The following is a 14,214-nucleotide window of genomic DNA, read 5'->3' as shown; positions in this document are numbered from 1 at the left end:
AGACGTCTAAACTTCCAGACAGATGGAGTGTTATACCGTCAAGCGATTCGTAAAGTAAAGTACAGGCCGGAGAGAGAGCGATGAAGTGCGTTAAAAACGAACAATGTGATGAAGACACAAGAGAGGGAAAGCAGAAAATGAGGAAATGGTGAGCGCCTACGGCTCACCGATCACGCGTGCGATGTCCGCCGACGTTTTCAGGGTGCGAATCTCGCTGAATAACTCGGTGGCGTCATCGTATTCTTTACGCAAATAGCCGAGCCACTGTTTGATACGTGCGACGTGATACATCCCGGTGTCGCCCTGCTTTTCCAACTGCACATATTTTTGTAGCAGCAGCATGACCTCAGGCCACGGCATACGCGGTTCGTTATACTTAATGACGCGACTCAGGTTCGGCACGTTTAGCGCGCCCCGCCCGAGCATAATTGCGTCGCACCCCGTTGTCGCCATACAGTCCTGTGCACTCTGCCAGTCCCAGATTTCGCCGTTGGCGATCACCGGAATCCGCAACCGCTGGCGGATTTTCCCTATCGCCTGCCAGTTAATGCATTCGGCTTTATAACCGTCTTCTTTCGTACGGCCATGCACGACCAGCTCGCTTGCGCCCGCCTGCTGCACCGCATCGGCAATTTCAAACTGGCGATCGCCGGAATCCCAGCCCAGCCGAATTTTCACCGTGACAGGCAAATGGGCAGGCACCGCCTCACGCATGGCTTTCGCGCCCTGATAAATCAGCTCGGGATCTTTTAACAGCGTCGCCCCGCCCCCGCTGCCGTTCACCAGCTTCGACGGGCAGCCGCAGTTAAGATCGACGCCATACGAACCCAGTTCCACCGCCCGCGCGGCATTTTCCGCCAGCCACTGCGGATATTGACCCAGCAGCTGTACACGCACCAGCGTACCAGACGGCGTGCGGCTGGCATGGTGTAGCTCCGGGCAAAGACGATAAAAGGACTTAACCGGCAGACACTGATCCACCACGCGTAAGAACTCGGTGACACACAGGTCATAATCATTTACTTCGGTCAGCAGTTCTCGCACTAATGAGTCGAGAACCCCTTCCATCGGGGCAAGCAGAACACGCATAACGCTACTCGGTAACCATTCAATCGTTAATCACAGCCATTCATTGCACGGCTAAAAAAGCAGGCAATCTTAGGGGGTATTGTACGGGGAACGCAACGGGAAAGATAACGCCGGGCGGGCTCGGAGGTTGCCTCTTGTGAGCATATCATCAATAATTCGTTACGAATTTGTGCCGACACTGTCCTTACGGACCACAACGAAGTGACTATTTATTATGTCGAATGTCAAAACCGCCGCGCTGCAACGTCCACAGCTTTCTCTGCCGAATAACGCCGACAAGCTGCTGCTGCACTCCTGCTGTGCGCCCTGCTCTGGTGAAGTCATGGAAGCCATCACCGCTTCTGGCATCGACTACACCATTTTCTTTTATAACCCCAACATCCACCCGCAGCGTGAATACCTGATCCGTAAAGAGGAAAACATCCGCTTCGCCGAACAGCATAACGTGCCTTTCATCGATGCGGATTACGACACGGATAACTGGTTTGAGCGCGCCAAAGGCATGGAATGGGAGCCCGAACGCGGCATTCGCTGCACCATGTGTTTTGATATGCGTTTCGAGCGCACGGCGCTGTACGCCGCAGAAAACGGCTTTAGCGTTATCTCCAGTTCATTGGGGATTTCCCGCTGGAAAAACATGCAGCAAATTAACGAATGTGGCCAGAACGCCGCACAGAAATATCCCGGCATCACCTATTGGGACTACAACTGGCGTAAAGGCGGCGGCTCGTCGCGTATGATCGAAATCAGCAAGCGTGAACGTTTCTATCAACAGGAGTATTGCGGCTGCATTTATTCCCTGCGCGATTCCAATAAGCATCGCAAATCACAGGGGCGCGATATTATCCGTATCGGGAAGCTGTATTACGGCGACGATACCGAATAACCACTTAACACCGGAGTCCGGCACTCAGTGCCGGACTGTCAACGTCTTACTTCTTCACATCGACCTGATAAAAAATATGCTTATCAAACGGGTCAACTTCATAACCGATCACTTCCTTGCGTACCGGAATAGAGAGAGTGGAATGCGCAATCATGACAGCGGGTGCCTGATCGTGCATCATCTGCTGCGCCTGCTTGTATAACGCTATTCGCTGTTCATGATCCTGTGAAGCGCGCGCTTCGGTGATGATTTTATCAAACGGCGGATAGCACCATTTTGCCGAATTGGAACCACCGTTGGCCGCTGTGCAGGTAAAAAGCGGTCCGAAGAAGTTATCAGGATCGCCCGTCGCCGTTGTCCAGCCCATCAACGCCGCCTGATGCTCACCGCTTTTCACCCGCTTCAGGTATTCACCCCACTCGAAGGTGACAATTTTGGCCTGCACGCCGACTTTCGCCCAGTCGGCCTGAATCATCTCCGACATCCGGCGGGCATTCGGGTTATACGGACGCTGCACCGGCATCGCCCACAGTTCAATCGTGGTTCCCTCAGCCAAGCCCGCTTCTTTCAGCAACGCCTTAGCCTTCTCAGGATCGTAGTCATAGTCTTTCAGGTCGCTGTCAGCACTCCAGACACCTGGCGGCAGCAGATTTTTCGCCGCCGTTCCGGTTCCCTGAAAAACGGCGTCGATAATCGCGGGCTTATTAATCGCCATCGTTAACGCCTGCCGCACTTTCACATTATCCGTCGGCGCTTTTTGGGTATTGAACGACAGGAAGCCGGTATTCAATCCCGCTTTCTGCATCAGCACGATATCTTTGTTCTCTTTAATGCGCGGCAGATCGGCAGGATTAGGGAACGGCATCACCTGACACTCATTCTTCTCCAGCTTGGCATAACGCACGGAGGCATCCGGCGTAATAGTGAAAATCAACCGATCCAGCTTGGCCTTGCCTTCCCAATAGGCAGGAAATGCCTTAAAGAGGATGCGGGAATCTTTCTGATACTGCGCTAACTCGAAAGGTCCAGTACCAATTGGGTCCATGTCCACGCGTTCCGGCGTGCCAGCTTTTAGCATCGCATCGGCATATTCCGCAGAAAGAATGGAAGCAAAGTACCAGGCTAAATCAGCCAGAAATGGGGCTTCCGCATGGGAGAGCGTAAAGCGCACCGTATGGTCATCCACCTTCTCGATGTTCTGAATCAGCGAGCCAAAGGACAAGCTCTCAAAATTGGCATAAGTGCCTTTCGAGACGTTGTGATAAGGGTGCTGCGGATCTTTTTGCCGCATGAAGGAGAAAATAACGTCGTCAGCGGTAAAATCACGCGAGGGTTTAAAATATTTGTTGCTCTGGAATTTAACGCCTTTGCGCAAATGGAAGGTATACACGCGCCCATCGGCGCTGATATCCCAGCGCTCTGCCAGACTCGGTATCAGCTCCGTGGTGCCAACTTTGAAATCCACCAGACGGTTATAAATCGGCACCGCGCTGGCATCCACGCTGGTTCCAGACGTGTAAAGCTGTGGGTTAAAGTTTTCCGGCGATCCTTCTGAGCAATATACCAGAGTATTCGCCGACGCCGCTGAGGCGACCGCCAGCGTCAACGCAGCCAATGTGAATCGTATTCCTGCCTTTTTCATCCCAGACCTCGCTTGTTATTTGTATTCCATGGCACGGTTATAAAAGTCATGACAATAAAATGACAAATAAAACCCTCAAATGAAATAATTTCTACGTTAGGATAACGAGCAAGGTTATTACTAAATAAAAAGTACTGAATAAAACGTACTGAATAAAAAGGATTCGTTATGACAGACAGTCTGGCTCATCAGCTCAGCACGCGTTTTTACCGTTATCTCGCCGTCTCCAGCCAAAGCGATGCCAGCTCGACAACGCTGCCCAGCACTCCAGAACAGCATAAGATGGCACGATTGCTGGCGGACGAGCTGCGAGCCCTGGGTCTACAGGATGTCGTGATTGATGAGCACGCCACCGTGACGGCCGTGAAGCCGGGCAACTGTCCGTCCGCGCCGCGCATTGGTTTTATCACCCATATCGATACGGTTGACGTCGGCCTGTCGCCGCATATTCACCCGCAGACGCTGCGCTTTACCGGCGAAGACCTGTGTCTGAATGCCAAGCAGAACATCTGGCTGCGCACGGCCGAACACCCGGAAATTCTGCCGTATATCGGCCAGGACATTATTTTTAGCGACGGCACCAGCGTACTCGGCGCGGACAACAAGGCTGCCGTTACCGTGGTGATGACATTGATGGAAAATCTGACCGACGCTACGCCGCACGGCGATATCGTGGTGGCCTTCGTGCCAGATGAAGAAATTGGGCTACGCGGTGCGAAAGCGCTCGATCTCAAACGCTTCGATGTCGATTTCGCCTACACCATCGACTGCTGCGAACTGGGTGAAGTGGTGTATGAGAACTTCAATGCAGCCTCGGCGGAAATTCGCTTTACCGGCGTGCCCGCGCACCCGATGTCGGCGAAAGGCGTACTGGTCAACCCACTGCTTATGGCGCATGACTTTATCAGCCAGTTCGATCGCCAGCAAACGCCGGAGCATACGGAAGGACGCGAGGGCTATATCTGGTTTAACGATCTGACGGCGAATGCCAATGAAGCGAAGCTTAAAGCCTCTATCCGCGATTTCGATTTAGCTACGTTTGAACAGCGGAAGCAGCAGATCGCCACGATCGCAGAGAAGATTGCCGCACAGTACCCGACGGGTAGCGTGACATTCAGCCTCACTGATATCTACAGCAATATCAGCAACGCCATTACCGACGATCGCCGGGCCATCGACCTGCTGTTTGCCGCACTGGATACGCTGGGCATTGAACCCAAAGTAACGCCAATGCGCGGGGGCACGGACGGCGCGGCGCTGTCCGCCAAAGGATTGCTGACGCCAAACTTCTTCACCGGCGCACACAATTTCCACTCGCGGTTTGAGTTTTTACCCGTGCCGTCATTTGTGAAATCGTATGAAGTCGCGTTGAATTTATGCCTGCTGGCGGCGAAATAATTACCTGATAAGGGAAAAATACGGTGGAGGCTTATCCAACCGTTAATCTCAGTACGTTGATGGTGCATACAGACGTGATCAACAGAAAGGGAGCCACTGGCTCCCTATCTATTTTACTTGTCCGCTGGCTTACTGCGGTTTTGCGGACGTGGTGCGCGGCGCTGCCCTTCGCCATTGCCTTTGCCGCCGTTGCCTTTATTACCACCCCAGGGGCTATCGCTATTGCCGCCTGATTTACGCGGCTGACGATTGCCATCGGCCGAGCGGCGTTCGCTCTGACCTTGACTACGCTCGGACTGGCCGCGTGGCGCACCAGACTGCGCGCGCGGCGATCCATTGCGCGCCCCGCCGCCGCCACGGTTGCCCTGACGACCATTCACAATCGGCTCGGCCTTGATAGACGGATCCGGCTCGTAACCTTCGATAGCGATACGCGGAATTTCACGCTTCAGCAGACGTTCGATGTCACGCAGCAGCTTGTGCTCATCCACACACACCAGCGACAGCGCTTCGCCCGTCGCTTCCGCACGACCGGTACGACCGATACGGTGAACGTAATCTTCCGGCACGTTTGGCAGCTCATAGTTCACCACGTGCGGTAGTTGATCGATATCCAAACCGCGCGCGGCAATATCGGTCGCGACCAGCACGCGAATGCTGCCGTCTTTGAAGTTCGCCAGCGCACGCGTACGCGCACCCTGACTTTTATTACCGTGGATAGCCGCAGCGGTAATACCGTCTTTCTCCAGCAACTCAGCAAGATGGTTAGCGCCGTGTTTGGTTCGGGTAAAGACCAGTACCTGCTGCCAGTTGTTTTCACCAATCAGCTGTGACAGCAGTTCACGCTTGCGGCGCTTATCGACAAAATGGACATGCTGCGTCACCAGTTCAGACGGCGTATTACGACGCACGACTTCAACCGAGGCTGGATTGGTCAGCAGTTTGTTCGCCAGCGCTTTGATCTCATCAGAGAAGGTCGCGGAGAATAGCAGGTTTTGGCGTTTAGCAGGCAGCTTCGCCAGTACGCGACGAATATCGTGAATGAACCCCATATCCAGCATGCGGTCTGCTTCATCCAGCACCAGAATTTCAATCTGTGACAGGTCAACGGCGTTCTGGTGTTCCAGATCGAGCAGACGCCCTGGCGTCGCCACCAGAATATCCACGCCGCCGCGCAGTTTCATCATCTGAGGGTTAATGCTCACCCCACCGAATACAACCAGTGAACGCAGGCGCAGATATTTGCTATACGCCTTCACATTCTCATCAATCTGCGCCGCCAGCTCGCGGGTTGGCGTCAGAATCAATGCCCGAACCGGACGGCGGCCTTTCCCTTTATTCTGCGCTTCACGGCTGTTCAGCAGTTGCAATAATGGCAGCGTAAAGCCCGCCGTTTTACCCGTACCCGTTTGGGCACTGGCCATCAAATCGCGCCCTTCCAGCACGACAGGGATAGCCTGACGCTGAACAGGGGTAGGATCGCGATAACCCTGCTCGTCAATCGCGCGCAGAATATCGGCACTCAGGCCGAGAGAATCAAATGACATAAAAAGAACAACTCCAGATCCGCTCTGACCGGACAGCAGCCGGTGTAGTTTTCAGAGGGTCAGTAAGACGGGTTTGGCGGGCCACTATTAACGCAACAATTTACGTAACACTTCACGTAACAACGACATACGCAACAACCACGATGAACGGGCACAACTACGGTGCATGACTGCCGCCGATTGTAGCAGAGATTCTATCCCCGTCATACTTCAAGCTGCATGTGCGTTGGCTTCTCTTAAATACTCGGCCCGTCGTGGGCCTCGCCCTAAAGGGCCGCTGCAAGCAGCGTTCAAATCTGCTCCCGGCAGATTTGTCACCCCAGTCACTTACTAGTGTAAGCTCCTGGGGATTCCCGCGTTTGCCGCCTGCCTGCAACTCGAATTATTTAGGGTATAACTACGGGAGGATTTTTATCTGCATCAGCCCGTTTTTGTATGGCGAGCTTCCTGCTCGCCACCCTACGGGCCGTCGCAAGCGACGTTGAAAAACGTTCCCTACGTTTTTTTATGGCGAGCTTTCTGCCCGCCACTCTTTCAGGGATGAGATTCATATCTGCGCAAGCCGAGCGTACATGGACGTATTCACAGCGTCTTTACGATCTATCCGTTATTCCCGCTCTACGGACTTTGTCAGCAATCTCAAAAACGTTCCCTACGTTTTTCTGGTGGGCCGCAGTAATGGACAATTTTGACAGTATTCCTGTGGCTGCGACGCCTTGTAATAAAAACAGCAGGTGCGGCGAAAGCGCACCTCACGAAAGCTCACCGCACGCCCCGCCACGGGAACCCGAGTTTTCGCACGAAAGAACGGTTTCAGCGGGTTGTCATCACAGCCAAAACGTTCGCCGGGCGCAGCCAGCAAGGCGTCAAAGTCCTGCTGCACCTGCTGCGCTAACGTCATTCCCGGTGCGCACACCGCCGCCGGATCGTCCCACTCAATGCGCTGTTCGTATAATGAAAACACCCGTACCGCGACGTTCTCCCACAGTATGCGCAGCGGTGCGCCCGACACCGCCGACAGCGAATGCAGAATCGGCGACAGGTGGTGAGCAAACAGCGTCTCAAAAAGACTATCGCGCCACGCATCCCGTTGCTCCCACTCAGGCTGGGACACCGTCAGATCGTAAAGCGGCATGGTCGACGTCCACAGGTGAGCATGTCCGAATTCCAGCACGCTGTTATCCAGCGTCATGTTCAGCCCTTTGTTATACACCGACATGGCGTACAGGCTGGCTGCCGTGGTGAGAAACCCAATCCGCTTTGCCAGCAGCGAGGCGGTAATCTTGATCGATGGCGACAGCAGCGGCGGCGTCAGCGTTTCCAGCAGCCAGCGGCAATAGTCGGGATCTAACACCCTACGGCTTGGGCAGCTATCCTGCCCTGCACGCTGTGAGGCATCCGTTAATTGCAGCGTGCCGGAGAGCATCGCCCACTGCTGTGCCGTCAGGCGATTAGCGGACATCAGCTACAGTCTCCACCGCCTCACGCCCAAATGGAATGCATAGCGGCGTGCCGAAGAACGGATCGTCAATGATGCGACAGTTCAGGTTAAACACCGTTTTTACCGTGGCTTCCGTAAGAATGTCACGCGGGTTGCCCTGCGCAAATACGGTCCGATTGTGTACGGCCACCATGTGATGCGCGTAGCGACACGCCAGATTCAAATCATGCAACACCATGACGATGGTTTTCTGCTGCTGAAGGTTCAGTTCCCGCAATAAATCCAGCACTTCCATCTGATGTGCCAGATCGAGATAGGTCGTCGGTTCATCCAGCAGCACGATATCGGTATCCTGCGCCAGCGTCATCGCGATCCATACGCGCTGGCGCTGCCCACCGGACAGTGAATCCACCGCGCGATCCTTTAATGCCAGCACACCAGTGCTACGCAGCGCCTGAAGCACTTTTTCCTCATCCGTTGTCGACCACTGCTTTAGCCACGACTGGTGCGGGTAGCGCCCCATCTTCACCAGTTGATACACCGTCAGCCCTTCCGGTGCGGTCGGCGTTTGCGGAAGAATCGCCAGCGATTTCGCCACCTCAACGGTAGATTGCCGATGAATATCCGCCCCATTGACAATAATCGTCCCGCTCGTGGGTTTCAGCAGGCGGGCAAACGACTTCAATAGCGTGCTCTTACCGCAGCCGTTACTGCCCACCAGCACCGAAATTTTCCGGGCTGGCAGCGTGATATCCAGCGCATCAATCACGATCTGTTTTTCGTAGCTCAGCGTCAGTGACTGGCCGGCAATCGCTTCGCGGTCAGTTGGGGGGATGCGTGTTGGCTGCACATTCTCTGGCATAATCTTGCAATCTCAATAACGTTGCCGAAGCAATAAGTAGATAAAGAAAGGCGTTCCGAGCACGGAGATAAAAATACCGGCGGGCAGATCCAACGGCAGGAACGCGGTGCGGCCAATTAAATCGGCCACCATCACCAATAATCCCCCCGTCAGCGCCGACACCAACGCCAGACCGGGGAATGAACGGCTCGCCAGCTTTTTCGCGATATGCGGTGCCAGCAGGCCGACAAACGCCATCGCGCCCGCATAGGCAATCGCCGCCCCTGCCAGCGCAACACTCAGCGTCAGCAGCGCCAGCCGGATGCGTCCGACAGACTGACCGACACCGCAGGCCAGCGCGTCATCCAACTCATGCACATTAACGTGCCGCGCCAGCCCCACCAGAAACGGCGCACCGATCAACAGCCACCCCGCCAGCTCAGACACATGCTGCCACTGCGCGCCATAAATGCTGCCTGTGAGCCACACATAGGCCGTCAGCGTGGTGCCTATTGGGCTAAACACCAGCATCATCGTCACCGCCGCCCCCATGATGGCGGACAGCCCAACGCCAACCAGTACCAGCCTCAGCGGCGAGGTTCCCTGCTTCCAGGCCAGCAGATAAATCGCGATCGCCGTTATCCAGGCACCGCCCATCGCCGCGAGCGGAAGCCAACGCTGACTTATCGCCGTCGCCAGAAACGAGAGGAAGAAGACTGCCGCCGCCGATGCGCCACTGGTGATCCCCAGAATGTCTGGTGAAGCCAGCGGATTGCGCACAATGCTTTGCAGAATCAGGCCGGAGATCGCCAGCGCACCGCCCACCAACAGCGCCAGCAGTGCGCGCGGTAAACGCAGGTCATTGACGATAAAGTGCACGCCGCTGTCTGCCTTTCCCAGCAGCGCCGATGTCACCTGCGCAGGAGACATCACCACCTCACCGAGCGACAGCGAGAGAAATATAACGGCTAACAGCACCAGCAGGAGCGACAGCGCCACCGCAGACGTACGACGATCAATCTGGCGCGAAACCTTCCCCACGCGCACGGTCCACACCTTACCCATGCCGCATCCCCTTTCTCGCCAGATAAATGAAGAACGGTGCGCCCAGCAGCGCCGTCATCGCCCCAACCGGCACTTCCTGCGGTACGATCAGCAAACGCGAGGCGATATCAGCCAGCAGCAACAGCGTGGCACCGAAAATAGCACAGCCGGGTAGCAGCCAGCGGTGATCGGCAGACAGCACGCGACGCACAATATGCGGCACAATCAGCCCGACAAAACCGATATTTCCGGCGATTGCCACCGCCCCCCCCGCCAGTCCGATGACACACAGCCCGGACAACGCACGCACCAGCGCCGTTCGCTGCCCTAACCCTTTAGCGATCTCGTCGCCCGCCACCAGAATATTCAGATGACGCGCTAGCAGCAGCGTAAGGAACAACGCCATGACAAAGTACGGCAGGAGGGGTAACAGCATCGACAGGCTGCGGCCAGACACCGAACCGGCCAGCCAGAACAGCATGCTATCCAGCCCGTCTTGATTAATCACCAGTAGCGCCTGCGTAAACGAAATAAACAGTGCGCTAATCGCGGCACCGGCCAGCACAATGCGTAAATGGCTGGAACGCGCATTGCCGAGCGTACCCAGCACATACACCATGACGCCCGCAACGGCGGCACCCAAATAGGCCGTCCACGCCAGTGCAGTCTGCGAGGAAAAGGTAAACAGTGAGGACAGCAGGACGATGGCAAACATTGCCCCGGCGTTAATCCCGAATATCCCCGGTGAAGCCAACGGATTACGCGTCAACGCCTGCATTAAGGCTCCGGCAACGGCAAGGCTGGCGCCAACAACGAGGGCAATCACCGTTCGCGACAGGCGAGTCGTCAACACCAGTATCTGGTCGATCTGCTCTGGATTGTAATGGAACAGCGCGTTGTATACGGCGCCAAATGAAATCGTCGTCTGCCCCAGCATCAGGCTGGCAACCATACTCAGCAGCAATAATGCGATACCCGCTGCCGTCACGATGCTCTGTCTCATCGCGTCGTGTTCTCCCTTGCGATATCGCTTTTTTTACCCGCAGGCTCGGCAAACTGCTGTTCGATATCATCCAGCATCTGGTTCGCCCCCAAAATACCGCCAGACAGGCTCCAGGCTACGTTATCCACCGGATACACCTGTTGCTGCTGAGGCGCATGCAGCCGCTGCCAGAGCGGATGAGCTTGCCAGTCCCGATAATTCTGCGCCACAGCCGGTTTGCCTGAACGGAGCAAAACAAAGAACAGATCGGCATCCACCACCGGAATGCTTTCTTTACTGGTGAGCTTTTGCATCACACCTGCGGTGTAGCTTTCCGGACGCCGCCAGACAAAGCCGATTTCCGACAGCACCGATCCGGCAAAGCTGGCGGGCAAATAGGTACGCATGTGATCTTCACGGAATTCGAGAATGGACACACTGAGCGGCCAGCGTTCAGCGAATCGCGCTTTCAGCCGGCCGCGCAGCGCATCCACGCGCTGATTCCAGTGGGATAAAATCTCGCGTGCCTTATCTTCCCTGTTCAGCGCCACGCCCATCATTTGAACGGTCTCTTTAAACTCAGACACCTTATCCAGTGCAATTGTCGGCGCGATCTGCGACAGCAGGCCGTAGATTTTCTCATGTCGAAACGTCGATGCTACGATGAGATCGGGCTTGAGTAGCGCGATGGTTTCCAGACTGGGCTGCGTTTCCAGCCCGACCAGCGTCACGCCTTGTAATGCGGGGCGAAGGTAGCGATAAATCGGTTTCTCCGACCATGATTCCACCACGCCAATTGGCTTGATTCCCAGCGCCACGGCAGAGTCAGTCGCGCCCTGAAACAGCGTCACGATACGTAGCGGCGTCCCGTCCACGGTGGTCACGCCCAGCGCATGCCGAATCTGGCGCGGTGACTCCGCTGCCTGTGCCAGTGTCACTAGCAGAAAAGACAACAACACGGCCAGCATAAAACGCCGCCGTGTTGCCGAATTGATGCCGTGATTCAATCGGTTAAGCTTAGAAATCAATCGAATAACCCAGCGTCACCGTACGACCACGGCCGGAGAAATAGCGCGTATCGTTAACAAGCCCCGCCTGCGAATAGTAGGTGATGTACTGCTTATCCAGCAGGTTCGCCACTGCTACATTGAGGCGACCATATGGCAACTTGTACCCCACGGCAGCATCCATCAACAGGTAACCGTCAAACGCCATACCCGCATCATCAAAGCTACGGCCAAAAGCATAATTCGCCTGCATGAATGAGCTCCATTTATCGTTCCAATTCGCCGACCAACTGGTGATCAGACGATCCGGCGCGATATTCAGGCCGTTGAATTTTTTATCCACTTTGCCATCTTTATTGTCGTCATATTTTCCTTCGCTGTGCGCATAGGAAGCATTCACCTTGTGCTGTTCGTTGATCTGATAGCCCGCGGTCACTTCAACACCACGAATCTGTGTGCGCTGGCGTTCGGACAAAAATACGCCACCACTCTCCGTCACGTTTTCGCCCAGTTTCGATTTGGACTCATAATAGCTTGCTTCAAAATCAAACTTATCCCGCTTAAAACGGAACCCTGTCTCTACGTTATCCGTCACAATAGGCTTAAAGCCGTCAAAGTTTTTCAGACTAACGCCTGAACGTTTGATGGTCCGCAACGCACGCCCCACATCCGGCATCCCGAATCCTTCCGAGTAGTTAGCAAACAGACTGAGGGAATCCGTCGCCGCATAGACGATACCGGCGTTATACAGCGTCTCATTAAATTTCGGGCTACCACCTTGTACTGTCACGCCATTGTTAGACGCCAGCGTTTGATAGTCGCCGACCTTCAGCTTGGCGATTTCATGACGAATTCCCGCGTGCAGCGTGACGTTATCCAACAGTTGATATTCACCCTGAATAAACGGGGAATAGTTGGTGTATTCCGTTTCCGGTACATAGGTACGCTTGGTCAGGTAGAGGTCTTGTTTACCCTTATCGTACAGGGTATCGAAACCGACCGTGACTTTCAGGGTGTCGTCCAGTAAATCGTCCTTGGTCAGCGCCAGCTTGGTGCCGTACTTATTGGCTACTGAGCGAGATTGATCGTAAAGCGTTTTGTCTGGAGCAATCGACGTATCCTGAAAAGAAGATGAATTCGTCGCACCAAATAATGCTTCATAGCGCTGGTTAAAAAGCAGAGCCGACAGTTTCATTCCTGCAAGATCATGATTTTCGTAAGTAAAGCCGGTCGTCCATATGCTGTTATGGGGTGCTTCACCCCGTGGTGTACCCCGTACTGACGTCGTCGGGAGCCCTTGGCTACGGATACCATCCACGCTCAGATAGTTATTCTCATTTTTAATGTTATAGCGGTTCACGCTCAGTTGAATGCGCTGATAGTCATCCAGCCAGTAGCCGACTTTTGCTAATAAGTCGTAAGAGCGGGAATCCATGGTGTCGCCTTGGGTATTATCCACACCGACAGGCCGATTGTTGCCGTCCAGATACAGCCCCTGATTCTCATAGCCAATCGAGAACAGGTAATCGACATAGTCTTCACGCCCATCGACCCGATAGGTGGTTTTATAGCTGGCGGTCTCACCGCGAATCTTCTCTGTCGGGAGCGTGGTTTGCACATTGACGTGTTGATTAAACGAACCGTTTTCTGGCCGACGAGTAATGATGTTGATTACCCCACCCGTCGCCCCCATACCATTGGTGGCGTTCGCGCCGTGAATCACTTCTATGCGTTCCACCATCGAAAAATCGATAGTGTGCATTTCACGCCCAGTCGGACGCAGCGGATTGGATTGCGGGATACCGTCGATCAGAACCAACGGTGCACGACCGCGGAAGGTTTCACCACTGCCGCTCATTTTCTGACGGCTGGGGGAGAACGAAGGCAGCAGATTGCTCAGAATTTGCGACGAATCAGAGGTGACCTGCATCTGCTGCTCGATTTGCTCTTTGGTAATCACCGTGACCACCTGCGGCGCTTTCTGCTGCTGGATATTCGAGCGTGAGGCAGTAATCACCATCTCATCACCGCTCGTCTCATCCTTTTTGGTCGTGTCATCCTGTGCATACGCCGGAGCAATCAGCACGCATGGCATCAATGCGAGTAAAGTGCGCATCTGGTTCACTGTCCTTCCCCTTTGGTTATGTATCCCACCGTGAATAAAAAATTACTACCTGTAACGAGGCATTTATCTGAAAACAATCACCTCGGCGCAGACAAAAAAACGCCAAAATGCTTCGTCTCACACGAAACATCTTGGCGGTTATTACTGGCTCAGGCATTGAACGCAGGGGCTTCACCCTATTCACCACATCAATGCCGCCAGAACGCTATGTA

At 54.6% G+C, this 14,214-nt stretch carries 11 protein-coding genes; 2 read left to right on the top strand and 9 right to left on the bottom strand.

The window, feature by feature from the left end:
* Positions 1-156: 156 nt before the first annotated feature.
* A complete protein-coding gene (dusC, locus tag I2D83_RS08655) occupies positions 157-1,089 on the bottom strand; it encodes a tRNA dihydrouridine(16) synthase DusC (RefSeq protein ID WP_015839801.1) in 933 nt (310 codons plus the stop codon).
* Between the two features lie 214 nt (positions 1,090-1,303).
* Between dusC and I2D83_RS08650 the strand changes: the two genes are divergently transcribed.
* The gene (locus I2D83_RS08650) at positions 1,304-1,975 is read left to right on the top strand and encodes an epoxyqueuosine reductase QueH (RefSeq protein ID WP_015839800.1); all 672 of its coding nucleotides are present in this window, start codon (positions 1,304-1,306) and stop codon (positions 1,973-1,975) included.
* A 46-nt stretch (positions 1,976-2,021) separates the two neighbouring features.
* Here I2D83_RS08650 and I2D83_RS08645 read toward each other — a convergent pair whose 3' ends face one another.
* Positions 2,022-3,617 carry an ABC transporter substrate-binding protein gene (locus I2D83_RS08645; protein WP_205947932.1) on the bottom strand — a complete coding sequence of 532 codons (1,596 nt, stop codon included), beginning with the start codon at positions 3,615-3,617 and terminating at the stop codon, positions 2,022-2,024.
* A gap of 168 nt (positions 3,618-3,785) precedes the next feature.
* Here I2D83_RS08645 and pepT point away from each other — a divergent pair, with 168 nt between their 5' ends.
* Entirely contained in the window at positions 3,786-5,015 is a 1,230-nt protein-coding gene (gene pepT / locus I2D83_RS08640; protein ID WP_205947931.1) for a peptidase T, read from the top strand.
* 113 nt (positions 5,016-5,128) lie between these two features.
* Here the strand turns inward: pepT and rhlE are convergent, their stop codons facing one another.
* The 7 genes from rhlE to I2D83_RS08605 all read right to left on the bottom strand — a co-directional run bounded on the left by rhlE (position 5,129) and on the right by I2D83_RS08605 (position 13,993).
* The gene (gene rhlE, locus I2D83_RS08635) at positions 5,129-6,562 is read right to left on the bottom strand and encodes an ATP-dependent RNA helicase RhlE (RefSeq protein WP_015839796.1); all 1,434 of its coding nucleotides are present in this window, start codon (positions 6,560-6,562) and stop codon (positions 5,129-5,131) included.
* A gap of 652 nt (positions 6,563-7,214) precedes the next feature.
* Positions 7,215-8,024, bottom strand: coding sequence for an IucA/IucC family C-terminal-domain containing protein (locus I2D83_RS08630; protein ID WP_205947930.1), 810 nt, complete (start codon positions 8,022-8,024; stop codon positions 7,215-7,217).
* The gene (locus I2D83_RS08625; protein WP_205947929.1) at positions 8,014-8,865 is read right to left on the bottom strand and encodes an ABC transporter ATP-binding protein; all 852 of its coding nucleotides are present in this window, start codon (positions 8,863-8,865) and stop codon (positions 8,014-8,016) included. Before I2D83_RS08625 ends, I2D83_RS08630 begins: the two co-directional genes overlap by 11 nt.
* A gap of 12 nt (positions 8,866-8,877) precedes the next feature.
* Positions 8,878-9,909 (bottom strand): FecCD family ABC transporter permease, encoded by a 1,032-nt coding sequence (locus tag I2D83_RS08620; RefSeq protein WP_205947928.1) that lies wholly within the window; start codon positions 9,907-9,909, stop codon positions 8,878-8,880.
* Entirely contained in the window at positions 9,902-10,891 is a 990-nt protein-coding gene (locus I2D83_RS08615; RefSeq protein ID WP_180777077.1) for a FecCD family ABC transporter permease, read from the bottom strand. Before I2D83_RS08615 ends, I2D83_RS08620 begins: the two co-directional genes overlap by 8 nt.
* Positions 10,888-11,898, bottom strand: a complete 1,011-nt coding sequence (locus I2D83_RS08610; RefSeq protein ID WP_181829580.1) for an ABC transporter substrate-binding protein — start codon at positions 11,896-11,898, stop codon at positions 10,888-10,890. Before I2D83_RS08610 ends, I2D83_RS08615 begins: the two co-directional genes overlap by 4 nt.
* Positions 11,888-13,993, bottom strand: a complete 2,106-nt coding sequence (locus I2D83_RS08605; protein WP_181829579.1) for a TonB-dependent receptor — start codon at positions 13,991-13,993, stop codon at positions 11,888-11,890. Before I2D83_RS08605 ends, I2D83_RS08610 begins: the two co-directional genes overlap by 11 nt.
* Positions 13,994-14,214 lie beyond the last annotated feature (221 nt).

Origin of the sequence: Pectobacterium aroidearum, from assembly GCF_015689195.1 — a bacterium.
Lineage (GTDB): Bacteria > Pseudomonadota > Gammaproteobacteria > Enterobacterales > Enterobacteriaceae > Pectobacterium > Pectobacterium aroidearum.
The sequence above is the reverse complement of the archived record's forward strand: the minus strand, read 5'-3'. Positions and strand labels throughout refer to the sequence as shown.